Genomic DNA, 25,745 nt, shown 5'->3' with positions numbered 1-25,745 from the left:
CGACCGCACCCCGTTCCGCTGCATCCCCGAGGGTTCACCCATGCGTTCTGATGCCCAACTGGTCCTGGATCTCCGCGGCGCCCTGGAGGCCATGGCCAGGCTCCCCCTCCACGACCTGCTCGAACAGCAGGGCCTCCTGCGACCCCTGGCACGGGAACTGGCGCTGAAGACGCTGCGCCGGGACGTTCCTTTCACAGCGGAGGAAGGACGGGAGGTCCTGAGCCGCATCTGCGCAGGGCTGCCCTGTGATCCACCCACCACCCTGGAGGGGGACTGGATCCGCACCCTGCCCGACAACGTGCAGGGCGCGGTGAGGCAGCGCTGGGACCACCTGCGGTTCCAGAAGGCCCTGGAGGATCGCTACGGCGAGCGGGTCGAGGCCCATTTCCTCGAACGGCGTGAGGATCTCGAGCAGGTGGTGCTGCGCCTGATGCGGCTGCCCCAGCAGGGTCTCGCCGAGGAGCTCTACCTGCGGCTGATCGACGACGACGCCAGCTTCGGCGACCTCGCCAGCCGCTATTCCCTCGGCGACGAGAGGGTCACCCGGGGCATCGTCGGCCCGATCGAGCTCTCCCAGCTGCAGCCCACCCTGCGCGGCGTGCTCGACTCTCTGGCACCGGGAGACATCCACCCTCCCTTTCTCCTCGACGAGGCGATCCTGCTGGTGCGGCTGGAGCATCGCCTGCCGGCCAGCCTCAATGAAGCCCTGCGGCACCGGCTGCTCGAGGAACTGCTGCAGCCCGACCTGGAGAGCAGCGTCGAGGCCGCCCTGGCGGCACTGCACCCTGTCCCCGCCCTGGTTGGAGCCTGAGCCATGGCCACCACCACACGGATCGACGAACTCCTGCGCTGCTTCCCCTTCCTGGCCGACCTGCCGGAGGAGCTGCTGCAGAACCTGTCCGATGATGGCCAGTTGCAGCGTTTCCAGCAGGGCCAGCCCATCTGTCGGGTCGACCACCCCCCGGCCCGGATCTATCTGCTGCTGGAAGGCACGGCCCGCTCGGTGGTGTTCTCCCGCCGGCTGCCCCGGGGCGTGGCCACCTTGCAGCGGCTGCAGCCGGGGAGCGTGCTGGGCTGGACCCTGATCAGCTGTGGACGCTGCTGGGAGACCATGATCGCCTCCTCCGATCTGGTGGTGGTCGCGCTTCCCCAGGAGGCCCTGCGGCGGGCGATGGAGGCCTGTCCAGCGCTGGCGGAGCGCGTGCGCAACAGCGTCAGCCCGTCCGAGCTGTTCGGTGTCCTCGATGCCCATCTGCAGGACTACCCGCGGGCCCTCTCCCAGGAAGTGGTCGAGGCGGCGAACCTGCTGGCCGAGGACACCGTGGCCTCCACCTGGACGCCGTCGGAGCCGGACAGCGGCGTGCCAGACGCCGGGCGGCTGTGGCTGGTGGCCTCCGGTCCGCTGCCCGTCGGCACCCCCATGGTGGGGGCCGAGGCCATCGAGACGCCGGGCAGCCTCCGGTTGCTGGGCATCGACCGCCAGCGGCTGGCGGCGATTCTGGAACCGGCGGCGCCGGAGCAGGCCGGGGACTCCGGCAACGGTTGGCACGCCAGGCTTCTGGCCCGCTGGGAGCAGCAGCGCCAGGGGCTGGAGCCGGCCGCGATCGCCGCGGCGGCGCCGATCGACCTGAGTGCGGCCCCACCCGCTGCCGATCAGGACACGCAGGGACCCGAGGCCTTCCCCTGGATTCGCGGGGTCGGGCCCCTGGAGTCGTCGATCGCGGCGTTCCAGATGCTCAGCCAGCATCTCGATCTGCCCTTCCGCCGCGACATGATGCGGCGCGTCTTCGGCGATCAGGTGCAGCGGCATGGTGAGGCCTCCCTGCCGCTGGCCGGCGCGGTGGCCGAATCGATGGGCCTGCAGACCCAGATGCTGGACATCCAGGTCGGAGCCCTGCCCCGGTTGACACCCCCGCTGATGATCCGGTGGGGCAACGGCCTGGCGGTCATCTACCGCTGCAGCGCCCGGTCGCTGGTGCTGGGCATCCCGGCCGCCGGCAACCAGGAACTCACGCTCTCCGACTTCCGAGACCAGTGGGGGGAAGCCGGCGATGTGCTGACGCTGCGGGTGAACGATCTGACACCGCGACGCCGCTTCGGCTTCCGCTGGTTCCTGCCGGCCCTGCGGCAGCACCGGACCGTGCTGCTGGAAGTGCTGCTGGCCAGCTTCTTCGTGCAACTGTTCGGCCTGGTGAACCCGCTGTTGATCCAGCAGGTGATCGACAAGGTGATCATCAACAACAGCCCCGGTGCCCTCGGCGTGCTTGGGGTGCTGCTGGTGGTCTTCGCCCTGTTCGAGGGGCTGCTGCTATGCCTGCGCACCTTTCTGTTCGTGGACACCACGAACCGCATCGATCTGAGCCTGGGAACCCAGATCATCGATCACCTGCTGCGTCTGCCCCTCAGCTATTTCGACCGACGGCCGGTGGGGGAAGTGAGCAGCCGTATCGGTGAGCTGGAAAAGGTGCGTGGCTTCCTGACCGGTACGGCCCTCACCACGATCCTCGACGCCATCTTCTCGGTGCTCTACATCGGGGTGATGCTCATCTACAGCTGGCAGCTGACGCTTCTCACCCTCGCCGTGGTTCCGTTCCTGGTGCTGCTGGTGCTGGTGGTCTCTCCCATCGTGCAGCTGCAGTTGCAGAACCGGGCCGTGGCCAACGCTCGCACCCAGAGCCACCTGGTGGAAGTCCTCAGCAGCATGATGACGGTGAAGGCCCAGAACATCGAACTGCGCAGCCGCTGGAAGTGGCAGGACCTCTACACCGATTACATCGCCGAGGGCTTTGATAACACGCTGGTCGGCACCACGGCCAGCTCGATCAGCGGCTTCCTCAACAAACTCTCCGGTCTGATCGTCATCTGGGCCGGGGCCGGCATGGTGCTGTCCGGTTCGCTGAGCCTGGGGGAACTGATCGCCTTCCGCATCATCGCAGGCTATGTCACCGGCCCTTTGCTGCGCATGACGTCGATCTGGCAGTCCGTCCAGGAGACAGCCCTGTCCCTGGAGCGTTTGAGCGACGTGATCGACCATCCCCAGGAAGCTCCCGAGGACAACGCGAAGCGACTGATCATGCCTCCCATCCAGGGAGAGATCTGCTTCCGAAACATCTCCTTTCGCTACAAGTCTTCATCCCCTCTGTTGCTGAAGAGCCTCAACCTGACGATTCCCCGGGGCACGTTCGTGGCGATCGTGGGAACCAGCGGATCGGGCAAGAGCACCCTCACCAAACTGCTGGCGCGGCTGTACAGCCCGGAGGAAGGGGTGGTGCTGGTGGACGGCATCGATGTGGCCAAGGTGGAGCTCCATTCCCTGCGCCGTCAGCTCGGCATCGTTCCCCAGGACACGGTGCTGTTCGATGGTTCGGTGCAGGAGAACATCACCCTCACCAATCCCGATGCCAGCACCGAGGAGGTGATCGAGGCTGCCCGGATTGCCGCCGCCCACGACTTCATCATGGAGTTGCCCGCCGGCTACTCCACGGAGGTGGGGGAGCGGGGCAGCAGCCTCTCGGGTGGCCAGCGGCAGCGGATCGCCATCGCCCGCACGATCCTGCAGAAGCCGCGACTGCTGATCATGGACGAGGCCACCTCCGCCCTCGATTACCAGACGGAGCGGGTGGTGAGCGAGAACCTGATGCACGCCCTGCAGGGCTGCACCGTTCTGTTCATCACCCATCGCCTGTCCTCGATCGTCAAGGCGGACATGATCGTCTGCATGGGGCAGGGGGCCGTCCTGGAAGTGGGCACCCATGACGAGCTGATGCAGGCTCGCGGGCCGTACTACGCCCTGTTCCGTCAGCAGGGCCGTTCCTCCCAGGACAGCTCCCTTGGAGGGATCGAACCATGACGTCCTCCAGCAACGGCAACGGCAACGGCAACAGCACGGGCAACGGCCATGGGTCCGCAGCGCTGCCGGCGCCTGGCGCGTCCAATCCCGGTCGCACCGCCACCCTGGCTGCCCCCCAGGAGGCTCCTTTGCCACAGGTGCGCCTCAGCCGCCGCCGCACCCATCTGCCCCGTTCCACCCGCGGCTGGAGCCGGGCCATCGTCTGGAGCCTGATCGGCCTGACCGGTTTCGGCGTCATCTACGGCGCCGTGGCCAGGATCGATTCCTCGATCAGTGCCACCGGCAAGCTGCGCCCCATCGGCGGCAGCGTCGAGGTCCTGCCCCCGTTCACGGCACCGATCCGGCAGGTCCTCGTGCGCGATGGCCAGACGGTCAGGGCTGGCCAGTTGCTGCTGACCTTCGACAACCAGCAGGCGCAGCGCGAGCGGAGCGATCTGCTCCTGCAGGCCGATCTCTGGCGCCGGCAGGTGAATCAGGCGGCGCTGCAGCTGGGGCTTCCGTCATTGCCCGGCGGCAGCGAAGAGGAACGCCAGGTGCTGGCCCTCGAGCGCCGGGACATCCAGCTGCGCCATCGGGTGGCCCTGCAGCGGCGACGGCGTGCCGAGGCCGCGGAGCGGGAGCAGGTGGATGTGCTGGCGGCGCTGCGGGCCCGCTACGCCCTCAACGCCAACATCCGTGAGCGCATGGCCAAGCTGGCCAGGGAGGGGGCCATCTCCCACCTCGAACTTGAGCGCCAGGACGAACGCCAGCTGGATCTGCTGAGCACCATCCGCCGCACCGAGCAGCAACGGCTCGGCGCCGGCAGCGGCGTCATCGAAAGCCTGACGACCCAGGAGCAGGTGGGCACCGAGAACAACCGACGGCTCTGGGATCGCTACGACGAGGCCCGCCATCGCCTGCTTGAGACCACCACCCGTCTCGGTCAGGTGGAGGAACGGCTCCGCCTCGGCCGGATCGTCGCGGCGCGGCCCGGCAAGGTCTTCGACCTACAGGCCCGGGCCGGGGAGATCTCCACTCCGGGCCGTCCCTTGCTCAGGCTGGTGGGCCAGCAGGGGCTGGAGGCGGAACTGGCGGTCTCCAACCACGACATCGCCTTCCTGCGGCCGGGCCAGGCGGTCGATGTGCGGGTGAACTCCCTTCCCTTCACCGATTACGGCGCCCTCAAGGGAACCGTGGTCCGGGTGGGAGCGGATGCCCTTCCCCCCGACCCACGCACCGGTCAGGAATCCTTTCCGGTGCTCGTGCGCCTCGATCGCAAGCGGCTTGGCCGGAACGGTCGCACCTATCCCGTGCAGGCCGGCATGGCCGTCACGGGCCTGGTGCAGCTGGGTTCGAGACCCGTTCTGGCCCTGCTCAACGACCGCTTCGGGGGCTTCCTCGACGCCACTCGCACGATGCGCTGAGCCACCGCAGGGCCAGGCGCCGGGCCCCAGGCCGTTGTCAGGCCGTTGTCAGGCCGCGGATGCGACGTTGACCGACTGCAGGCCGGGGAGTTCGGCAATGGCGGTGACGCTCCTGTCGGAGCCCAGAAGCACCAGGCGGCTGCCCAGCTCCCCGGTGGCGATCGCCAGCTGGTCGATCCCCGTGGGCCGCATCCCCATGCCGCGAACCAGTTCTTCGAGAGGGGCGATCGGCAACAGCCGGGGCTGTCCGATCCCCTCCAGTCCCGCCGGTGTCAGGTCCACCGTGGTCTCCGCCGCCGCGGTACCCAGCAGGATTCCGCCCAGACGCCAGGAGAGGTCATCGGTGAGCCCGATGCCGGCGCCGCTGCCGGGGCTTCGCTCCAGATCGGCCAGCACCGGCAGCGGCTGGTCGTGGCCACCGGCCAGGCTCCGGATGGCCTCCATGCCGCTCAAGACGAACCGATCACGTCCCTGGCCGCCATGGACGACCGGCGCCGAGGCGAGCGATTCCCCACTCCCGGCCAGGAGCGACAGATCCAGGACGAAACGGTCGTCTCCAGAGCCACCCCGCACCGCTTCGAAACCGGTGATGCCCCCCAGGATGCCGCTGGCCTCTCCGCTGATGAGATCGACCGCAACGGGCTCCTGCCAGGCGGAGTAGTCGAGCGCGTCCAGCCCACGGCCCGCCTCCAGCCGGCCCTCCAGGCTCCCCAGGGCACCCACCGCCACAACTGCACCGGTGTCCCCGAGGGAAAGGTTCTCCAGCCCGCGGAAACCCAGCGATCCGATCGTGCCCGTCCCTGGGCCATCCAGGCTGACGGCCAGGACGGGATCCTGCGGGGGCCACTCCACCACTCCATCCTCATCACCGGAGGCGTTCCGCAGGCTGTCGACTCCGGCACCGGCGTCGATGGATCCGGTCAGGTCCGCCAGGGGAAGGAGGATCCGATCGTCCCCGGCTCCGGCGTCCAGCACCAGCTCCGCCCCGGGGCCTGCGTCCAGGGTGATCCTGAGCGCGTCATTGGCATCGCCGAGCCGGATGGCATTGCTGCTCTCCGGAGCCAGGACCAGCGTGGATCCGTGCAAGGGCCCGGCGACCACCAGTTCGTTGGCGCCGCTGCCCAAGGCGATGCGGGATCCGATCACGGCGCCCTCGACGCTCAGCAGGTCGTCGCCCTCCCCAAGGACGACGGCGGAATCCTGCAGGGCGATGGCCTGCGAGGGGGCTGGCAAGGATCCATCCAGCCAGGTCGCGATGCTCACCCGATCATCGCCGCCGCCGGTGTCGAGCAGGCTGTTCACCAGGCCGAGCGCCCGGGCCCGCAGCTGGAGGCTGTCGCTGCCCCCTGTCGCGTCGGCGGCCGGAATGGTGAGCAGCAGGCCGGGGCCCGTCCCGTCGAGGCTGCGGAAGCCACTGGCGATCGTCACGCGATCGTCCCCGTCCCCCAGCAGGATGGCGCTGTCCTGCATCGCCTGGGCGAGAAGGTCGATGCCGAGCTGCCGCCCCGTTGGGGTCCCAGGGGCAAGGAGATGGATCCGAGCCAGGCTGACGAGTTCGAGCGTGCCCCCGCCGCCCGCGTCCTGGAGGCGGCTGTCCAGCATGCCGATCAGCGACTGGAGCACCTGCCCCCGCGCCAGGCCCCCCGCCAGCAACCCCAGGTCGATGTCGTCGCTGACCTGGAGACGGATCTCGTTGGCCTCGGGCCCCAGCAGCAGCGCGGAGCGGTTCAACCCGGTGTTGCGGCTCTCCAGGGTCAGGGCGGCATCGTTGAGCACCGAGAGCGCCAGGAGGTGAAGTTCGCGGTCGGAGCTCACCTGCACCTGTGGCGCGCTGATGGCGCGCAGATCGATCACCGCGTCAGTGATGGCGCCCAGGCTGTTGCTGTACTGGGTGGTGGCCACCCCATCGACGGACCGGCTGACGAGGCTTTCGTCGCTGCGCAGCACCACCCTCAGCCCGGGGATCTCCGGCTCTCCCGTCTCCCTGGCCATCGACGCTTCCCTCCCCTGGCCCGGGACGGCACGCGCTGCTTCGTTCGGGTCTGAGGAGTCGTCGATCGGGTCGGAGGCGTCGGCCTCCAGGTCGGTCCGTGCCGTTCCGCCGGCGCCGCTGCCCGGGAGGCTGAAGGACCAGGGAAAGCTGGACGAGCCTGCCGCCGGCGACTGCCGCGCCATCGGAGGCCCGCCCGGCGTTGCCGCACTGTGCACGGGAGGGGTCTGGTCTTCGCCCGGCAACGGCAGCCATGGCTCGCCCCCTGGGGTGGTGCCAGGCCGATCAGCAACGCTGAGTCCACCTTCGGCGCTGCCCGCCCCAGGGGGGGCAGGCGGGAGCGGCGCCGGGGGGGTGCCGCTGCTGCCGGAGCCGCCGGCGGATGGGGCCATCCGCGGATCCGGCGCCTCGCCGTCTCCAGTGCTGGCCCCCGCCTGCCGGGATTCGACCGGGCCGGCGGCCGCCCCATCCTGCATGAGATAGAGAAACGCCAGCCACAGGGCCGTACCGGTCAGCACGGACTCGAGGGAGAGGCGCCCGCGGTCGCCACGGAGACTCATCAGGTGGCGGAACTGGTAGGTGGCCTGGCCCATGTCCTGACCGACTCGCCGCGGGCATCCCTCTACCCATAGCCCGTTTCGAGTCCGGCTACGCCACGTGGTGCAATGACGCTGTGATCATGCCTACCGACGTCAATGTTCTTAGGAACGACGGGGCAGCCCCCGATCAGCTCCAGACGATGAAGGCGCCGGGGGTGAGGTTCAGCAGAGGGCAGGCGAGCGTCGGGGCAGGGCCCCCATTCCCAGGCTCCACCTCGGGGGGCCGTGGCACCAGATCGCTCAGCAGGCGGCGCTCCGGCTCCAGATCGATGCTCGGATGACCCTTGCGGCGGGCATCGGGCGCCAGCAGCAGGTGGACGCCGGCGGTGCCCTGCCAGCGGGCCATCTCCATCAGCGGTCCGGCCAGGTCGGCAGCCGTCAGCTGGCGGTTCTGGTGGGCGGCCAGCAGCAGAGCCAGCCCGGGACGCTCGAGCAAGGCGAGCAGCCGCGGATCCTCTTCCCGGTCCAGCAGCAGACCCTTGCGCCGGGCCCACTCCCTCAGCACCTCCAATCGGCTGGCCCCCAGCAGGGGATCGTGGGGGCCGTGCCAGCCCAGCACCGCGGTGAGGCCATGGGATTCCGCCTCCATCAGGTGGCCCAGCTTGGTGCGCTTCACCCGCAGGTAGGCGGCGTTGTGGATGCCGGGATCCATCACCAGCGGCACCCGGTCGACCACCTGGAGGCCGTAGCCACCCAGACCGGCGATCTTGCGGGGGTTGTTGGTGATCAGGCGCAGCCGGCGCACGCCCAGGTCGCTGAGGATCTGGGCCCCGACGCCGTAGTTGCGCAGGTCGGCGGCGAAGCCCAGCCGTTCGTTGGCCTCCACCGTGTCGAGGCCGCCGTCCTGGAGGCTGTAGGCCTTGAGCTTGTTGATCAGGCCGATGCCGCGCCCTTCCTGGCGCAGGTAGACCACCACCCCCTCCCCGGCGGACTCGATCATGCGCAGGGCCGCCTCCAGCTGGGGGCGGCAGTCGCAGCGAAGCGAGCCGAAGGCATCGCCGGTGAGGCACTCGGAATGGACACGCACCAGCACGGGGCCGCTGCCCCGTTCGGGGTAGCCCTTGACGATCGCCACGTGCTCGCTGCCGTCGAGTTCGTTGCGGTAGCCGATCGCCCGGAACTGGCCGAAGCTGCTGGGCAGGGTGGCCTCCGCCTGGCGGGCCACGAACCGCTCGGTGTCGAGGCGGTAGCGGATCAGGTCGGCGATGCTGATCAGCCGCAGGCCGTGGTGGCGGGCGTAGTCGGCCAGCTGGGCCAGCCGGGCCATGGAGCCATCGGCGTTCTGGATCTCGCAGATCACACCGGCCGGGTACAGGCCGGCCAGACGGGCCAGGTCGACGGCCGCCTCGGTGTGGCCGGCCCGCTGCAGCACCCCGCCCTGGCGGGCCCGCAGCGGGAAGATGTGGCCGGGCCGGCGCAGGTCGCCGGGCCGGGTGTCGGGATGGATCGCCACCTGGATCGTCCGGGCCCGGTCCTCCGCCGAGATGCCCGTGCTCACCCCCCGCTCCGGGCCCGCATCCACGCTCACGGTGAAGGCGGTCTGGTTGCTGTCGGTGTTGCGATCCACCATCAGGGGCAGATCCAGGGCATCGAGCCGCTCGCCCTCCATCGCCAGGCAGATCAGGCCCCGGGCATCGGTGGCCATGAAGTTGATCTGCTGGGGGGTGGCGAACTGGGCCGCGCAGATCAGATCACCTTCGTTCTCCCGGTTCTCGTCATCGACCACCACGATCGACTCACCGTTGCGGATGGCCGCCAGGGCATCGGCGATGGCATCGAAGTGAATGCCCGTGGACTGGCGGGGGCCGGACAGGACGGTCAAGGGAGCGGAATGGATCGGGGAAAGGATCGAACCTCATTTATAGGGTGCCGGTACGATCCAGCGTTCTTCTGCGTTCCGCATGGCTGGCAAGCGCGTTGCGGTGATCGGTGCCAGTGGCTACGGGGGACTGCAGACCCTCCGGCTGCTGCAGGGCCACCCGGATCTCACGGTGACCTTTCTGGGCGGGGAGCGCAGCAGCGGCAGACGCTGGAGCGAACTGGTGCCGTTCCTCCCCCTGGAGGACGACCTGGTGGTGCGTTCGCCCGATCCCGAGGCCATCGCCGCCGCCGCCGATCTGGCCGTCCTGAGCCTGCCGAACGGGCTGGCGGCCGGTCTGGTGCCGGAGCTGCTGCAGCGCGGCGTGAAGGTGGTGGATCTCTCGGCCGACTATCGCTACCGCTCCCTGGCCCAGTGGCAGGAGGTGTATGCCGCCGAGGCCCGCCAGGTCGCCCGCCGGGATGACGACCTCTGCCGGGAGGCCGTCTACGGGCTGGTGGAGGTGGCGGAGGCGCGGATCCGCGAGGCTCGCCTGGTGGCGGCCCCCGGTTGCTTCCCCACCGCCAGCCTGCTGGCCTTGCTGCCGTTCCTTGAGCAGGGATTGATCGAGACGAACGGCATCGTCATCGACGCCAAGACGGGCACCTCCGGCGGTGGCCGGGCCGCCAAGGAGACTCTGCTGCTGGCCGAAGCCGCCGAAGCCGTGGCTCCCTACGGGGTGGTGGGCCACCGCCACACCAGCGAGATCGAGCAGCTGGCGGGCCAGGCGGCGGGCCAGGCGATCCAGCTGCAGTTCACCCCCCACCTGATGCCGATGGTGCGGGGCCTGCTCGCCACGGTGTACGGGCGACTGCGGGACCCCGGCCTGACGGCGGAGGACTGCACGACCCTGCTCAAGGCCTCCTACCGCCACAGCCCCACGGTGCAGGTTCTGCCGGTGGGGGTCTACCCCTCCACCAAGTGGGTGCGCAACACCAACCGCTGCCTGCTGTCGGTCCAGGTCGACCCGCGCACCGGGCAGCTGATCGTCATGAGCGCCATCGACAACCTGATCAAGGGCCAGGCCGGCCAGGGGATGCAGTGCCTCAACCTGCTCTGCGGCCTGGAGGCGGGCACCGGCCTGCCGCTGCTGCCCTTCTACCCCTGAGCCAGACGCCGGGCCGCCAGGCTGACGGCCAGGGGGAGGATCCGGTGCTCCTGGCGCTGGATGCGGGCATGGAGCCGTTCCCGGTCGTCGTCCGCCAGCACCGGCACCGCCGCCTGCACCAGGATCGGCCCCGCATCCACCTGCTCGGTCACCAGGTGGGCGGTGCAGCCGGCCAGGGTGACCCCGGCCGCCAGGGCCTGCCCCACCCCGTCGGCGCCGCGGAAGCTGGGCAGCAGGGAGGGGTGGATGTTGACCAGCCGCTCCGGGAAGGCTCCGATCAGCACCGGAGTGACGATGCGCATCCAGCCGGCCATCACCACCAGATCGACGCGGTGCGCTTCGAACAGGCGGATCAGGGCCCGGTCGAGGGCCTCCCGCGAGGGCTGGTGGCGGTGGTCGATCACCTGGCAGGGGATGCCGAGCCGCCCGGCCCGGTCCCGGGCCCCGCAGTCCGCCCGGTTCACCGCCAGGACGACCACATGCCCGTGCAGCCGCCCATCGCCGCAGGCCCTTGCCAGGGCCTCGAAGTTGCTCCCCGCCCCTGAGGCCATTACCGCCAGTCGCAGCGGGGCCTGGGAGGCCGGAGTCGGCTGTGGCAACGGCCACTGGAGAGACCCGCCGGGATCGCTATGGTCAGCGGAATCGGGCATTGCGTCCATGTCCCATCTCTCCATCCTGCCCACCGTGCTGCGGGACGCCGAGGCCCTGGCGGCCACGCTGGCCAGCCTCGATCTTCCCTGGCGGTGGGGGGGTGAACTGGTCGGTTTCGCCGGCGAGCGCCAGGCAGTGATGCTTCAGCTGCAGCTCAGGGACGGCCAGGGCCTGGGATGGGCCCACCAGGACGACGGATCCCTCGCCCTGGTGGGTGACCTCCAGCGCCTCAGCCGCAACACCGCCCTGCAACGGCTGCTGGGACGGATCACCCGGGCCTATGCCGCCCGGGCGGCCCTCCAGGAGGCCCACCTGGCCGTCCCCACGGCGTCGATCGAGCTCCGTGCCTGACGATCCACCCCAGCCTGACGCGGCCGCCGGGCCTGTCATCCAGCTCGACCTGCGTGAGCCCCATCGCCATCTGGTCCAGGTCACCCTCCTTCTCACCCCCCGGTGTCTGCGGCCGGAGCTGCAGCTGCCCGCCTGGACGCCGGGCTCTTATCTGATCCGCGACCATGTCCGGAACCTGGAGGGCCTCGAGGTGATCCAGGGGGACAGCAACGTCGTCCCGATCCGGGTGTCGGAAGCCTGCTGGCGCCTCCCCCTCACCAGCCTCGCGCCCCTCGTCGTCCGCTACCGCCTCCAGGCCACGGAGCTGACCGTGCGCACCTGCCACCTCAGCGCCGACCACGGCTTCCTGGCCCTGGCCGGTGTGGTGCTGGAGGCCACGGGCGAACGCTGGAATCCCCACCGCCTGGAGCTGCTTCTGCCTGAGGGCTGGCAGGCCTTCATCCCCCTGCCGGCCGCCGCTGACGGGGCCTGGATCGCCGGCGACTACGACCGGCTGATCGATGCGCCGGTTGAAGCCGGCCCCCATCCCTGCCATCGCTTCAGTGTCGCCGGCGTGCCGCACCGCTGGGTCACCTGGGGGGGCGACCTGCCCGCCCGGGATCCCGCCTGGCTGGCCGATGTGGAACGGATTGCCCTCACCTGCTGCCGCCTGATGGGGGAAACCGCCCCCGCCAGCGACGATTACCTGTTCGTGCTGCATCTGCTGGACGCAGGCTTCGGCGGCCTGGAGCACGACCACGCCAGCGTGCTCCAGTACGGCCGCCGGGCCCTGGCGGCTCCCGGTGGTCGCCGCAAGCTGCTGCAGCTGGTGGCCCACGAGTACCTGCACCAGTGGAACGTGCGGCGCCTGAAGCCCGCTGAGCTCACGCCGCTCGACTATGGGCGGGCCACGATCGTGTCCGGTCTGTGGTTCGCCGAGGGGGTGACCTCCTACCTCGATCTGCTGCTGCCGCTGGCGGCCGGCGTGGGCACCGAGGCGGACCTGCTCGAGGACCTGGGGGCCGACCTCAGCCGCTACCTGCTCACCCCCGGTCGCCGGGTCCAGGGACTGCGCCAGAGCGCCGAGGAGGCCTGGGTGAAGCTCTACCGCCAGGACGCTTCTTCCGCCGACAGCCAGATCAGCTACTACCTGAAAGGGGCCGTGGTGGCCCTGGTGCTCGATCTGCACCTGCGGCGGCACGGCTCCAGCCTGGGCATGGTGCTGCGGGGGCTGTGGCGCAGCCATGGGGCCGCAGGGCGGGGCTACACCGACGCTGATCTGGTCGACGCCTTCGCCGACCAGGCCCCCGACCTGGCGGAGCTGCTGCCCCTCTGGCTGGAGAGCACCGACGACCCCGACCTCGACGCCTACCTGGCGGACGTCGGGCTGGCCCTGCGGCCGAAGCCGGCCAACGAGCCCTTCCTGGGCTGGCAGCTGGAGGAGGCCGCGGGGGGATCGATGCGGCTGAAGCGGGTGCACAGGGACGGACCGGCGGAGCGGGCCTGCCTGCAGGCGGGCGATGAGCTGCTGGCCCTCGACGATCTCCGCCTGCGGAGTCTGGAGGACCTGGCCCTGGCCCTCGCCATCCCCACGGCGGCGGCGGAACGGCAACTGCTGTTCTGCCGGGACGGCCGGGTGCGCCTCACCGGTCTGCAGCCCGATTCGCCGGCCATCGCCAGCTGGCAGCTGGTGATCGACCCCGAACGCGACAGCGCGCTCAAGCGCGCCAACCGGCAGCGCTGGCTGTCCCTGCAGCCATGACGTCGTCCCTGCGTCCCCTGGTGCTGGCGGTCGCCGGTGCCGGCGTGCTCAGCCTGGGAGGACTCATCTGGCTGGGCCGTGACCTCTTCGGAGCTCCAGGCAATGCCGGTGGCCGCGCTTCCCTCCTCGATCTGCTGGAGGAGGTGCGCCAGTCCCCTCCCGATGGGGGAGCGTCGCCGTCACCCCCGGAGCAGGTCTTGCCGCCACCCCAGGCGGCCTGGCGCGCCCCCCTGGGGGGAGCCTGCCAGGCCGACCCGGCCCTGCGCGCCCGCCTGGCGGGCCTGGCGGAGCGGCTCCGCTACGAGAGCGTCCGGTTGCGCATCGACCCGAGCAACTACGGGGAACGCTTCCGCCGTGATGCCTTCGGCCAGCCGCTGGACACCACTCCCCAGGTCGTCGTGCTGCACGAGACGGTCTTCGGCATCAACTCGGCGATCAACACCTTCATGACGCCCCATCCGCGGGATGAGGATCAGGTGAGTTACCACACCCTCATCGGCCTCGACGGCCAGGTGGTGGAGGCGCTGGACCCGGCCAAGCGGGCCTTCGGTGCCGGCAACTCCGCCTTCAACGGCCGCTGGGTGGTGACCAACCCGGAGCTGGCCGGCTCGATCAATAATTTCGCCTTGCACCTCAGCCTGGAGACGCCCCTCGACGGGGAGAACCAGGGGTCGCGTCACAGCGGTTACACGGCCGCCCAGTACGACGCCCTCGCGGTCGTCCTGGCCCGCTGGATGCGCCGCTACGGCATTCCCCCCAGCAACATCACCACCCACCAGCATGTGGATCTGGGCGGGGAACGGATGGATCCACGCAGCTTCGACTGGCGGGAACTGCAGATGCGGCTGGCCGCTCTTGGTGTGCTCTGCTGATCGGCTCGCGGTAAGGACGTGAGCTCAGATCAGCGGACTGGTGATCGGTTTGCGGGTGCCGTAGAGGAGGGCATGCAGCTCTGCGTCCTGCATGTAGCGCAGCACCCGACCGGGGTAGTCGAGCTTGCCGTTGTGGAGGTAGGCCAGGGTGGCGATGGCCTTGGCATCCGCGGGGGAGGTGCTGGCCATCAGCAGGGCATTGTCGGAAAGCCCGAGGGCCTGCTTCAGCCGCACGAACTTGCCCACCAGCAGCCGGACGTTGCGGTCGGGGTCGAGGAGCTCCATGCGCGCTTCATCGATCTGCTCCGGAGTGGCATCGGCAGGCAGCAGGCCCTGCTTGACGAGCTCGCCGACGCTGAGCTGGGCGGGTCCGTGGGTGCTGAACAGGCCGCTGCGGGCCGCCAGGGGGAGGTCTTCGCCAGGCTTGGCGTGCTGCAGCTCATCGAACAGCACGGCCGTGACCAGCATCGGATTGATGTTGTGGCGTCGGCTCTCGCTGAGAATCACCGGCCGGAGCTCCTCGAGCCGGCCGAGGGTGTGGCTGCGCAGGGGCTGGAGCTGGTCGATGCCCTCGGTGAACAGCTGGGCCAGCCGGGGCTGGGGGCCATGGACGCCGAAGCGGCGGTTGAGCTCCCGCAGTTCCTCGGGAGTGAAATCGACCGGATCAGGCCTGAGCCCTTCGCTGGTGGAGGGACTGATCAGGGGAAAGGCCTTGCCGTCGCGCACACCATCGGTGAGCAGGAAGCGGCTGCGCGATCGCACCTGGGGTTCCCGGCTCAGGGGGATCAGGGCCAGGGCGCCGGCCGCGAGCAGGAGGCCCAGCTTCAGTGCGTGGCGGTGCAGGCGGTGGCGGTGCAAGCCGTGGCGATGAAGACCGTATGGACGAAAAACTTTGTGACGCTGGCGAGCAAGGGCGGCGACCGCCGGCGTGCGGGCGGAGCGTCGTGGCTTAGTTCCGGCGAGGCGGGACAGCAAGCGAAATGGCGCTCTTTAGACCAATTGTAACGAACACCGTCGGATTCTTCCCGTTCCGGGGGCGCTACGGCGGCCGGCCCCGTGGTGGAAAGCCCGCATCCGCCGATCCGCTTGCCGAACATGGAGGCGGATGGATACGGTTCGGGGGCCCGTCACGGCGTCCCAGGAGCCATGTCCCCGCTGCCGCCGTTGAACGGCCAAGATTCCGCTGCCCTTTGGGAGCGATTCCGCCAGCTTCTCTGGCACGACCCTGATCTCGCCCTCTGGCTGGACGTGAGCCGGATGGCCCTTGAGGAGCAGGACCTGGAGCGCTTCCAGGCCCCCTTCGCCCATGCCTTCGCCGCCATGGAGGGCCTCGAATCCGGCGCCATCGCCAACGCCGACGAGGGCCGCCAGGTGGGCCACTACTGGCTGCGGGCCCCGGAGCTGGCCCCGGACCCGGCGGTGGCCGCCGCGATCGCCGCGGAGGTGGACCGTCTCGAAACCTTCGGACGGGACGTGTTGGCCGGAACGGTCACGGCCCCCGGGGGTCGGCCCTTCACCGACGTGCTCTGGATCGGCATCGGCGGTTCCGGCCTGGGCCCCCTGCTGATGCTCCGGGCCCTGGCACGCCAGGGGGTAGGACTGCCATTCCACTTCTTCGACAACGTCGATCCCGACGGGATGGCCCGCACCCTGGCCGCCCTGGCCGACCGTCTCACCACCACGCTGGTGATCGTGGTCAGCAAGTCGGGCGGCACCCCCGAACCCCATCTGGGCATGGTGCAGGCCCGGGCACGGGTGCTGGCCACCGGCGGCGACTGGAGCGCCCAGGCCGTGGCCATCACCATGGGCGGCAGCCACCTGGATCAGGAGGCGAAGGCGGCCGGCTGGCTGCGGCGCTTCGACATGTTCGACTGGGTCGGAGGACGCACCAGCATCACCAGTGCCGTCGGCCTGCTGCCCGCCGCCCTGATCGGTGCCGACCTGCGCGGTTTCCTGGAGGGGGCTGCCGCCATGGACCGGCTGACGCGGGTGCCCGACCTGCGCGCCAACCCCGCTGCCCTGCTGGCTGCCTCCTGGCATGTGGCCGGCGGCGGTCAGGGGCGCCGCGACATGGTGGTGCTCCCCTATCGGGACCGGCTGGAGGTGTTCAGCCGCTACCTGCAGCAGCTGGTGATGGAGTCCCTGGGCAAGCGGCTCGACCGCGACGGTGTCGTGGTGCACCAGGGCCTGGCCGTCTACGGCAACAAGGGCTCCACCGACCAGCACGCCTACGTGCAGCAGCTGCGCGACGGCCTCGACAACTTCTTCGTGACCTTCATCGAGGTGCTGGAGGACCCGGCGGAGATCCCCACGATCGACGGCGAATGCCCCGCCGATTTCCTCGAGGGCTTCCTGCAGGGCACCCGGGCGGCCCTGGCCGAACAGGCCCGCCAGAGCATCACCATCACCCTGCGCCGCTTCGACGCCCGCGGACTCGGTGCCCTGATCGGACTCTTCGAGCGGGCGGTGGGGCTCTACGGCGAGCTGGTCAATGTCAATGCCTACCACCAGCCCGGGGTGGAGGCGGGCAAGCAGGCGGCTGCCGGGATCCTGTCCCTGCAGAGCCGGGTGGAGGGACTGCTCGCCGATGGCCAGCCCCGCTCCCTGGCCGCCATCGGTGCGGAGCTGGAGCTGGAGGCAGTGGAGCCGGTGTTCTGGCTGCTGCGCCACCTCTGCGCCAACAACCGCGGCTATGGGGCGAAAGGCGACTGGGGGCAGCCCGACGGGCTGGTCTTCCACCACACTTGAGGGACCCTCTCCCTTAACCATGGTCCGTTCCCGCGCCGCGGTCGCCTGGGCCGCCGGCCAGCCCCTGGAGGTCACCGAGATCGATGTGGAGGGCCCCCGGGCCGGCGAGGTGCTGCTGCGGGTGGTGGCCACCGGCGTGTGCCACACCGATGCCTTCACCCTCTCCGGCGCCGACCCCGAGGGAATCTTTCCGGCGGTGCTCGGCCACGAGGGCGGGGCGGTGGTGGTGGAGGTGGGTCCGGGGGTCACCTCCCTGGCGGTGGGGGACCACGTGATCCCGCTTTACACACCCGAGTGCCGCTCCTGCCGTTTCTGTCTCTCCGGCAAGACCAACCTCTGTCAGGCGATCCGCGCCACCCAGGGCCGGGGCCTGATGCCGGACGGCAGCAGCCGCTTCTCCAGGAACGGCCAGTCCATCCACCACTACATGGGCACCTCCACCTTCTCGGAATACACCGTGGTGCCTGAGATCGCCGTCGCGAAGATCGCCCCGGAAGCTCCGCTGGAGAAGGTGTGCCTGCTGGGCTGCGGCGTCACCACCGGCATCGGCGCCGTGCTCAACACCGCCAAGGTGGAACCGGGCAGCAGCGTGGCCGTCTTCGGCCTCGGCGGCATCGGCCTGGCGGTGATCATCGGGGCGGTGATGGCCGGGGCGGAGCGGATCATCGGCATCGACACCAACCCCGACAAGTTCGCCATCGCCGGCCAGCTCGGCGCCACCGAGTGCCTGGATCCCAAGGCCTTTGACGCCCCCATCCAGGAGGTGGTGATCGACCGCACCGACGGCGGCGTGGATTACTCCTTCGAGTGCATCGGCAACGTCCAGGTGATGCGCGCCGCCCTGGAGTGCTGCCACAAGGGCTGGGGTGAATCCACGATCATCGGCGTGGCGGGGGCGGGCCAGGAGATCGCCACCCGGCCGTTCCAGCTGGTGACGGGACGGGTGTGGCGGGGTTCCGCCTTCGGCGGGGTGCGGGGCCGCAGCGAGCTGCCGGGCTATGTCGATCGCTTCCAGCAGGGGGAGATTCCCCTCGACACCTTCATCACCCACACGATGGGGTTGGAGGACATCAACCGGGCCTTCGACCTGATGCACGCCGGCCAGAGCATCCGTTCGGTGATCCACTTCTGACCCCCCTGCGGCCCCGGAGGCCGGCGTCCCCATGCTTGAGCTGCTCAGCGAGAACCGCAGCTTCGGCGGTCTGCACCGCCGTTACCGCCACCCGTCCTCCGAGCTGAACGGGCCGGCGACTCTGGCGGTGTATCTGCCGCCCCAGGCCCTCGCCGGGGAGCGGGTGCCGGCCCTCTACTGGCTCTCAGGCCTCACCTGCACCGACGAGAACGTGATGCAGAAGGGCGGGGCCCACCGGCTCGCCGCCGAGCTCGGCCTGGCCCTGGTGGCACCGGATACCAGCCCCAGGGGGGCGGAGGTGCCCACGGACCCCGAGGGTGGCTGGGATCTGGGCCAGGGGGCCGGGTTCTACGTCGATGCCACCCAGGCCCCCTGGGATCGCCATTACCGCATGCACAGCTACGTGGTGGAGGAGCTGCCCGCCCTGCTGGAAGCGGAGCTGCCCCTGGCACCGGCCCGCAGCATCAGCGGCCACTCCATGGGCGGCCACGGCGCCCTGGTAGCGGCCCTGCGGCACCCGGGCCGCTACCGCTCGGTGTCCGCCTTCGCCCCGATCTGCCATCCCGCCGCCTGCCCCTGGGGCCGGAAAGCCTTCGGGGCCTATCTCGGCCCCGACCCACGGGCCTGGGCCGGCTGGGACGCCACCCTGCTGATCCCGGATGCCGCGGAGCGGCTGCCCCTGCTGGTGGATCAGGGCAGTGCCGACCCCTTCCTGGACACCCAGCTGCGGCCCGCCGACCTGGCGGCGGCGGCCGAGGCGGCGGGCCACCCCCTGCAGCTGCGCCTCCAGGAGGGCTACGACCACAGCTACTTCTTCATCGCCAGCTTCATCGACGACCACCTGCGCCACCACGCGGCCGCCCTCAGGGCACCAGGTTGACCAGCTTGCCGGGCACCACGATCACCCGCCGCGGCGGCTGACCCTCCAGCCAGCGACGGGCCACCTCGCTCTCCAGGGCCAGGCGCTCCAGGGTGGCCGCATCGGCGTCGGCGGGCACCTCCAGGCTGCCGCGCATCTTGCCCTTCACCTGGATCACCAGGGGGATGGTGTCGCGCACCAGGGCGGTGGGATCGACGGCGGGCCAGCGCTGGGCATGGACGCTCGCCGCGGCGCTGATGGGCTGCCCATCCGCGTGACCGCTGAGCTTCTGCCAGAGCTCTTCGGCCAGGTGGGGCGCGAAGGGCGCCAGCAGGATCAGCAGGGTGGAGAGGGCTTCGGTGGCCACGCCCTGGCCAGCCGCCTCCAGGTGGGCGGCCAGGGCGTTGCTGAGCTTCATCAGTTCGGAAACGGCGGTGTTGAGCTGCAGCTCCCCCTCCAGGTCTTCGCTGATGGCGGCGATGGCGGTGTGCACGGCCCGGCGCAGCTCCCGTTCGCCGTCGCTGAGGGAAGAGGGATCCGGCGCCGGCTGGGGGGCGTCAGGGCCGCTCAGGCGCAGCCCGCGGCCATGGGCCGCGTCCACCAGGCGCCAGAGGCGCTGCAGGAAGCGGTACTGGCCCTCGACGTCGGCGTCGTCCCACTCGAGATCCTTCTCGGGAGGCGCCTTGAACAGGATGAACATGCGGGCCGTGTCGGCCCCGTAGCGGTCGATCACCACCGCCGGGTCGACGCCGTTGTGCTTCGACTTGGACATCTTCTCGTAGAAGACCTCCAGCACCTCGCCGCTGATCGGGTCGCGGGGGTCGGTGGGGTCGGCCACCTGGGCCGGGGCCACGTACAGCCCGGTCTGGGGGTTGCGGTAGGTGATCCCCTGAACCATCCCCTGGGTGAGCAGGCGGGCGAAGGGTTCGGAGAAGCCCAGCAGGCCCCGGTCCCGCAGCACCTTGGTGAAGAAGCGGGAATAGAGCAGGTGCAGGATGGCGTGCTCGATGCCGCCCACGTACTGGTCGACGGGCAACCAGTGGTCGACGGCGCTGCGCTCGAACGGCCGTTTGTCGTTGTGGGGGTCGCTGTAGCGCAGGTAGTACCAGGAGGAACACATGAAGGTATCCATCGTGTCGGTCTCCCGCTTGGCAGGGGCGCCGCAGCGGGGGCAGGGCACGTTCACCCACGACGCCAACCTGGCCAGCGGGGTGCCCCCCTTGCCGCTCAGGGGGATGTCCCGGGGCAGCTCCACCGGCAGCTGGTCGTCGGGGACCGGCACCACGCCGCAGCTGTCGCAGTGGATCACGGGGATGGGGCAGCCCCAGTAGCGCTGGCGGGAGATCAGCCAGTCGCGCAGGCGGTACTGGACCCGTCCCTGGCCCCAGCCCTGATCCTCGGCCCAGGCGACGATGGCCGACTTCGCCTCGGCGGTGGTCAGGCCGTCGAAGGAACCGGAGCCGATCAGCACACCGGCTTCGGTCCAGGCCTGGCCTTCGTAGGCATGAGGGTCGGAGCCCTCGGGGATCACCACCCGCCTGATGGGAAGTTCGTACTGCCGGGCGAAGGCGAAGTCGCGCTGGTCATGGGCCGGTACCCCCATGACGGCGCCGGTGCCGTAGTCGGCCAGCACGTAGTCGGCGATCCAGACGGGGATGCGTTCGCCGCTGGCGGGGTTGCGCGCCCAGGAGCCGATCGGCACGCCCCGCTTGGGCCGGTCCTCGGCGGTCCGCTCCTGCTCGCTCTGGCGGCTGACCAGATCGCAGAAGGCGGTCACCGGGAGGCGGCAGTCGTCCGTGGTCAGCTCGGCCACCAGGGGGTGGTCCGGCGCCAGCACCACGTAGGTGGCCCCGTGGATGGTGTCGGGCCGGGTGGTGAAGACGGTGATCGCCGCGCCGCTCTCGGTGGTGAAGGTCAGCTCGGCACCGAGGGAGCGGCCGATCCAGTTGGCCTGCATCGTGCGCACGCGCTCCGGCCAGCCCTCCAGCGAGGGCAGATCGTCGAGCAGGGCATCGGCATAGGCGGTGATCTTCAGAAACCACTGGCGCAGGCGGCGCTTCTCCACCTGGGCACCGGAACGCCAGGAGCGCCCCTCCGCGTCCACCTGTTCGTTGGCGAGCACCGTCTGGTCGATCGGGTCCCAGTTGACGGTTGCCTCCTTGCGGTAGGCCAGGCCGGCATCCAGGAACTGCAGGAACAGCCACTGGGTCCAGCGGTAGTAATCGGCGTGGCAGGTGGCCACCTCCCGGTCCCAGTCGATCGAGAGGCCCAGCCGTTTGAGCTGGTCCCGCATCTGGGCGATGTTGCGGTCGGTCCAGTCCCCCGGATCGACGCCCCGCTCGATGGCGGCGTTCTCCGCCGGCAGGCCGAAGGCGTCCCAGCCCATGGGATGGAGCACCTGCCGTCCCCGCAGACGGGCCGCCCGAGCGATGACGTCGGTGATGACGTAATTACGGACGTGGCCCATGTGGAGGCTCCCCGACGGGTAGGGGAACATCGACAGGGCGTAGTAGGGCTCGCCGGCGGCGTCGGGGTCGGGGGTGGCGTGCAGTCCCAGCTGATCCCACTGCAGCTGCCAGCGCTGCTCAATCGCATCGGGCCGGTAGCGGGAAGGGTCAGTCACGGGGCACAGGGAATGGGGGTGATCGTGTCACAGCCCATGGGAAGGCTCAGCTGAGGGCGCGCAGCGAGGCCACGGCAGCCAGGCTGATCAGCAGCAGCGGTGTGCCGGGTTCGGTGCTCATCGCCAGGAAATGGCTGTCCTGCCAGCGGATGATCCCGTCGAACTCCTTGCCGGACAACAGCACGACATTGACAGGGGTTCGAATGCGGATCAGCTCCTGGACGTGTCGCACACTGGGCAGGGTCGTGTCGAGCCTGGGTCCCCGTCGCTCAAAGAAACTCTGCATAGGATCGACCCCAACCTTCAGGTCTCACGGAACGGTGCTTCAGGTGCTCCAATTCAGCAAATACCAGGGTCTGGGAAATGACTTCTTGCTGCTGGACGGCCGCAGCTTAGAGGATCCTGAGGGTCTGCTCGGCCTGACCCCCGAACGGGTGCAGCGGCTCTGCGACCGCCGCTTCGGCGTCGGCGGCGATGGGGTGATCCTCGCCCTGCCGCCCAGGGAGGGCGGCGAGCTGCGGATGCGGATCTTCAACGCCGATGGCACCGAGCCGGAGATGTGCGGCAACGGCATCCGCTGCCTGGCCCGCTTCCTGGCGGACAGCGACGGCGACCAGGCCCCCCGGAGCTGGGAGATCGAGACCCTCGCCGGTCGCATCGTGCCGGCCCTGGCCGAGGACGGTCGCATCCGCGTCGACATGGGTCCGCCGTTCCTGACGCCCGAGACCGTGCCCACCACCATGGCGGTGGGGGAGCAGGGGCTGCCGGTGGGCGAGCTGGAGGTGCTGGGCCAGCGCCTGGCGGTGGCGGCCGCCGGCATGGGCAACCCCCATGCAGTCGTGCCCGTCCCCGACGTGGCGGCGATCGATCTGGAGGGTCTCGGCGCCGCCCTGGAGGTGCACGGGGCCTTTCCGGCCCGCACCAACGTCCATTTCGTCCAGGTGCTCGCCCCCGACCATCTGGTGATGCGGGTCTGGGAGCGGGGGGCGGGACCCACCCTGGCCTGCGGCACCGGCGCCTGCGCCACCCTGGTGGCCTGCCACCGGCTCGGCCTGGCTGCCCGCCACGCCCGGCTTGATCTGCCGGGTGGGCCCCTGGAGATCTACTGGGACGAGACCAGTGGCCACGTTTTCATGACCGGCCCGGCCGAGGCGGTGTTCGACGGGGTCGTGGCGCCGTCGCTGTTCGACGAGGACGGGTCGCTGCCCTCCGCCACGGCGGTGGCAGCCCCGCCCAGCGCTCCGGTAGAGAGCGGGGCCGCCCCCCTTGATGGCGCCATCGACTGCGCCACCGCCTGCGTCCATGGCTGCCTGCGCCCGGAGGCCTGCCCCAGCGCCGAAGCCCGGGCCCGCGTCACGGCCCTGCTGGAGGGGCGCTCCCTCGACGATCTGGTGGCGCTGGCCGGCGAATCCCTGGAATCCCGCACCCGGGGCCGCCTCTCCCGCGATGCTCCCTCCTCCCTCTGAGGTCTACCTCGACGCCTGCGCCACCGCCCCCCCAGCCGTGGAGGTGCTGGAGGCCATGGCCCGCGCCCACCGGGAGGCCTGGGCCAACCCCTCCAGCCTCCATGGCCACGGCCTGGCGGCGGCGGAACGCCTGGAGCGGGACCGCCAGGCCCTCGCCGCCCGGCTCGGCTGCGGCGGCGATGAACTGCTGATCGTCTCCGGGGGGAGTGAGGCGATCCACGCGGCCCTGGTGGGCTCCGACGGACCGCTGGAACCGGGCCGGGTGCTGCTCTCGGCCGTGGAGCACCCCGCCAGCTATGCCGCCGCCGCCGCGCTGGCGCGCCGGGGCTGGGACGTGCAGCTCCTGCCGGTGGACCGCCGCGGCGTGGTGGATCTGGAGGATCTGCAGCGCCTGCTGACGCCGCCGACCCGGCTGGTGTCGGTCCTCTGGGGCCAGAGCGAGGTGGGAACGCTCCAGCCGATCGAGGCGATCGGTGCGCTCTGCCGCCAGGCCGGCGTGCGCTTCCACGTCGATGCGGTGCAGGTGGTGGGCCACCGCCCGGTTGATTTCAGCCGGCTGCCGGTGGACCTGCTCAGCTGCACGGCCCACAAACTGCAGGGTCCCCGCGGGGTGGGGGCGCTGCTGGTGCGGCGCGGGGTCCGGCTCCAGCCCCTGATCGGTGGCGCCCAGGAGGGGGGGCGTCGCGGCGGCACCGAGCCGGTGGCCCTGGTGGCCGGCTTCGCGGCAGCCCTCGAGCTGGCCGACCGGCGGCTGGCGGCCCATGGCGGCGGCGACCCGCTGGCGTCGCTGCGGGATCAGCTGCTGGCCGACCTGCGGCGGCTGGAGGGCCTACGGCTGAGCGGGCCGGAGCCGGACGGCCCGGCCGGGCGCCTGCCGCACCACATCAGCCTGCTGGTGGACGGGCCGGAGGGCCGTCCCATCGGCGGTCGGCGGCTGGTGCGGGAGCTGGCCCGCCGGGGCTACGCCGTGAGCAGTGGATCCGCCTGCGCCAGCGCCGGTGCGGGAACGGCGGGCACCAGTGCGGTGCTGCTGGCGATGGGATACGACCCCGCCGAAGCGAGCAGCGGCCTGCGGATCAGCCTGGGCCCCTGGAACAGCCCCGATGATCTGGCCGGCCTGCCGGCGGCCCTGGAGCAGGCCCGCCGCGGGGTGGCGGTAGCGCCTGGGTAGGGTCCGATCAGCCCTGCCGCCCGCCGATGCTGCCCGCCGACCTGCGCACCGCCGAAGCCGAAGCTCTCGAGGCCCTGCAGGCGGCCCTGGCGGCCGGATCGGGGGGCCGCTGGACCGTGGAGTTCCGCTTCGAAGGACTTCGACTGTTGCCGGTGGTGCTGCGGTTGCTGGACGGGCTGATGGCTGAGCGGCCCGGGGTGCGGCTGCTGTTCCCCGATGCCGGCGCCACCGCCCTGGCCCGCCGGGATGCACCGGCCCTGGCTGAGCACATCGGCAGCTTTTCCGACCAGCGGCGGCGTCAGCAGGAGGAGGCCTCCAACGGCGTGTTGCTGATGGTGGGGGCGAGCCAGGCGGAGTACGAGCTGGTGGAGGAGGTGTGTGGCCGCCATGGCGATGCCGTGGTGCTGATCAATCCCGCCCTGGAGGATGCCGCCGTGGGCATCGGCAGCGTGGCGCGCCAGCGTCGCCGCGGCTTCCTGGCCGGCTGGCGGGCCGCCTATGCCCTGCTGCCCAAGGCCGACCGAGCCCTCCGGGTGGCCTACCCGGGCGAATGGGAGCTCTACCGACTCGACCCCGACGGCTTCCGGCTGGCGGGGAGCTTCGAGCAGAAGCCCGATGCCGAGCAGCAGGACCTGGCCCTCAGCGGTCGCCAGGAGGCGGGCCTGGGGGGCAACCTGCGGGCCCTGGGCCAGATGATCGAGGACCTGCAGAACTGAGACGCCGGTCCGCAGCGTCCTGGCCGGGGCGGCTGGTGGATCCGGGAAAGGCTGCGTACACTTCGCGGGCTTTCCCATGCCCATGCCCAGCGAAACGCCCCGGTCCCGTTCCTTCAGCCTCGTCGACGTCGGCGCCGCCGCCGCCGCCCTGCTGGCGATCGGGGGCGTGATCTGGAGCCCTCGGCTGAGCGGGGCTGTGGCCCAGGCCACCGGCGCCCTCGAGCCCGTCACCGTGATGGTGGACGTGCGCGGCGCCCCCACCGCCGCCCCCCTGGAGCTGCTGGAACAGGCCCGCGCCGAAGGCAAGGTGGCGATCGTGATTCGCAACCAGCCCCACGGAAGCGTGGCGGTGAAGGAGATCGTCCCCTTCGACCGGATCATCTCCACCCTCACCCCCGACGGGAAGGTGGTGAGCGCCCCCGATCCCAACCAGAAGACCTTCAGCACCTTCGATGGACGCTTTGTCCTGGAGGGCCAGGGACGTCGCACCGCCGGCGGGGTCGTCTTCGGCAACCAGACGATCAAGATCGGCGCCCCGGTGGAACTGGAGGGGACCAATTACCGCTTCAACGGCACCGTCACAGGCCTGAAACTCGGAACCTCCTGA

The 25,745-nt window shown here is 70.6% G+C and carries 20 protein-coding genes; 14 read left to right on the top strand and 6 right to left on the bottom strand.

The window, feature by feature from the left end:
- Positions 1-40 precede the first annotated feature (40 nt).
- Genes VB738_RS04985 through VB738_RS04975 form a run of 3 tightly spaced genes read left to right on the top strand, consistent with a single transcriptional unit; the run spans position 41 to position 5,253 of the window.
- Positions 41-811, top strand: a complete 771-nt coding sequence (locus VB738_RS04985) for a peptidylprolyl isomerase (protein WP_323304698.1) — start codon at positions 41-43, stop codon at positions 809-811.
- Between the two features lie 3 nt (positions 812-814).
- A complete protein-coding gene (locus VB738_RS04980) occupies positions 815-3,850 on the top strand; it encodes a peptidase domain-containing ABC transporter (protein WP_323304697.1) in 3,036 nt (1,011 codons plus the stop codon).
- Positions 3,847-5,253 (top strand): HlyD family efflux transporter periplasmic adaptor subunit, encoded by a 1,407-nt coding sequence (locus VB738_RS04975; protein WP_323304696.1) that lies wholly within the window; start codon positions 3,847-3,849, stop codon positions 5,251-5,253. Before VB738_RS04980 ends, VB738_RS04975 begins: the two co-directional genes overlap by 4 nt.
- A 48-nt stretch (positions 5,254-5,301) precedes the next feature.
- Here VB738_RS04975 and VB738_RS04970 read toward each other — a convergent pair whose 3' ends face one another.
- Positions 5,302-7,836 carry a hypothetical protein gene (locus VB738_RS04970; RefSeq protein ID WP_323304695.1) on the bottom strand — a complete coding sequence of 845 codons (2,535 nt, stop codon included), beginning with the start codon at positions 7,834-7,836 and terminating at the stop codon, positions 5,302-5,304.
- Between the two features lie 133 nt (positions 7,837-7,969).
- On the bottom strand, positions 7,970-9,664 hold the full coding sequence (gene ribBA / locus VB738_RS04965; RefSeq protein WP_323304694.1) for a bifunctional 3,4-dihydroxy-2-butanone-4-phosphate synthase/GTP cyclohydrolase II: 1,695 nt from the start codon (positions 9,662-9,664) through the stop codon (positions 7,970-7,972).
- A 79-nt stretch (positions 9,665-9,743) separates the two neighbouring features.
- Here ribBA and argC point away from each other — a divergent pair, with 79 nt between their 5' ends.
- Positions 9,744-10,808, top strand: a complete 1,065-nt coding sequence (gene argC / locus VB738_RS04960; protein WP_323304693.1) for an N-acetyl-gamma-glutamyl-phosphate reductase — start codon at positions 9,744-9,746, stop codon at positions 10,806-10,808.
- Here the strand turns inward: argC and purN are convergent.
- Positions 10,799-11,458, bottom strand: a complete 660-nt coding sequence (gene purN / locus VB738_RS04955) for a phosphoribosylglycinamide formyltransferase (protein WP_323304692.1) — start codon at positions 11,456-11,458, stop codon at positions 10,799-10,801. The two genes, argC and purN, sit on opposite strands and share 10 nt — an antisense overlap.
- A gap of 7 nt (positions 11,459-11,465) precedes the next feature.
- Here purN and VB738_RS04950 point away from each other — a divergent pair, with 7 nt between their 5' ends.
- Genes VB738_RS04950 through VB738_RS04940 form a run of 3 tightly spaced genes read left to right on the top strand, consistent with a single transcriptional unit; the run spans position 11,466 to position 14,423 of the window.
- Entirely contained in the window at positions 11,466-11,810 is a 345-nt protein-coding gene (locus VB738_RS04950; RefSeq protein ID WP_323304691.1) for a DUF1257 domain-containing protein, read from the top strand.
- The gene (locus VB738_RS04945; protein ID WP_323304690.1) at positions 11,803-13,551 is read left to right on the top strand and encodes a M61 family peptidase; all 1,749 of its coding nucleotides are present in this window, start codon (positions 11,803-11,805) and stop codon (positions 13,549-13,551) included. The genes VB738_RS04950 and VB738_RS04945 overlap by 8 nt, the downstream gene beginning before the upstream one ends.
- Positions 13,548-14,423: a peptidoglycan recognition family protein gene (locus VB738_RS04940; protein WP_323304689.1), complete on the top strand. Its 876-nt coding sequence runs from the start codon at positions 13,548-13,550 to the stop codon at positions 14,421-14,423. The genes VB738_RS04945 and VB738_RS04940 overlap by 4 nt, the downstream gene beginning before the upstream one ends.
- Positions 14,424-14,447: 24 nt before the next feature.
- Here VB738_RS04940 and VB738_RS04935 read toward each other — a convergent pair whose 3' ends face one another.
- Entirely contained in the window at positions 14,448-15,281 is an 834-nt protein-coding gene (locus VB738_RS04935) for a helicase DnaB (RefSeq protein ID WP_323304688.1), read from the bottom strand.
- 288 nt (positions 15,282-15,569) lie between these two features.
- Here VB738_RS04935 and VB738_RS04930 point away from each other — a divergent pair, with 288 nt between their 5' ends.
- The 3 genes from VB738_RS04930 to fghA are packed head-to-tail and all read left to right on the top strand — an operon-like array spanning position 15,570 to position 19,183.
- Positions 15,570-17,171: a glucose-6-phosphate isomerase gene (locus VB738_RS04930; protein ID WP_323304687.1), complete on the top strand. Its 1,602-nt coding sequence runs from the start codon at positions 15,570-15,572 to the stop codon at positions 17,169-17,171.
- 19 nt (positions 17,172-17,190) lie between these two features.
- The gene (locus VB738_RS04925) at positions 17,191-18,303 is read left to right on the top strand and encodes an S-(hydroxymethyl)glutathione dehydrogenase/class III alcohol dehydrogenase (RefSeq protein WP_323304686.1); all 1,113 of its coding nucleotides are present in this window, start codon (positions 17,191-17,193) and stop codon (positions 18,301-18,303) included.
- Positions 18,304-18,334: 31 nt separating this feature from the next.
- On the top strand, positions 18,335-19,183 hold the full coding sequence (gene fghA, locus VB738_RS04920; protein ID WP_323304685.1) for an S-formylglutathione hydrolase: 849 nt from the start codon (positions 18,335-18,337) through the stop codon (positions 19,181-19,183).
- On the opposite strand, the gene leuS is transcribed toward fghA, so the two are convergent.
- Positions 19,167-21,785, bottom strand: a complete 2,619-nt coding sequence (gene leuS, locus VB738_RS04915; protein ID WP_323304684.1) for a leucine--tRNA ligase — start codon at positions 21,783-21,785, stop codon at positions 19,167-19,169. The two genes, fghA and leuS, sit on opposite strands and share 17 nt — an antisense overlap.
- 46 nt (positions 21,786-21,831) lie before the next feature.
- Positions 21,832-22,071 carry an Hfq-related RNA-binding protein gene (locus VB738_RS04910; RefSeq protein WP_106220014.1) on the bottom strand — a complete coding sequence of 80 codons (240 nt, stop codon included), beginning with the start codon at positions 22,069-22,071 and terminating at the stop codon, positions 21,832-21,834.
- A gap of 43 nt (positions 22,072-22,114) precedes the next feature.
- Here VB738_RS04910 and dapF point away from each other — a divergent pair, with 43 nt between their 5' ends.
- From dapF to VB738_RS04890, 4 genes are all read left to right on the top strand, one after another.
- Complete coding sequence (dapF, locus tag VB738_RS04905; RefSeq protein WP_323304906.1) at positions 22,115-23,251, top strand: diaminopimelate epimerase; 1,137 nt, start codon at positions 22,115-22,117, stop codon at positions 23,249-23,251.
- Positions 23,232-24,422, top strand: a complete 1,191-nt coding sequence (locus VB738_RS04900; protein WP_323304683.1) for a cysteine desulfurase family protein — start codon at positions 23,232-23,234, stop codon at positions 24,420-24,422. Before dapF ends, VB738_RS04900 begins: the two co-directional genes overlap by 20 nt.
- Before the next feature lie 26 nt (positions 24,423-24,448).
- Entirely contained in the window at positions 24,449-25,138 is a 690-nt protein-coding gene (locus VB738_RS04895) for a DUF1995 family protein (RefSeq protein WP_323304682.1), read from the top strand.
- Between the two features lie 76 nt (positions 25,139-25,214).
- A complete protein-coding gene (locus tag VB738_RS04890; RefSeq protein ID WP_323304681.1) occupies positions 25,215-25,745 on the top strand; it encodes a DUF4330 domain-containing protein in 531 nt (176 codons plus the stop codon).

The organism is Cyanobium gracile UHCC 0139, from assembly GCF_034931325.1.
Lineage (GTDB): Bacteria > Cyanobacteriota > Cyanobacteriia > PCC-6307 > Cyanobiaceae > Cyanobium > Cyanobium gracile_B.
This window is presented reverse-complemented; position numbering and strand designations above follow the sequence as displayed.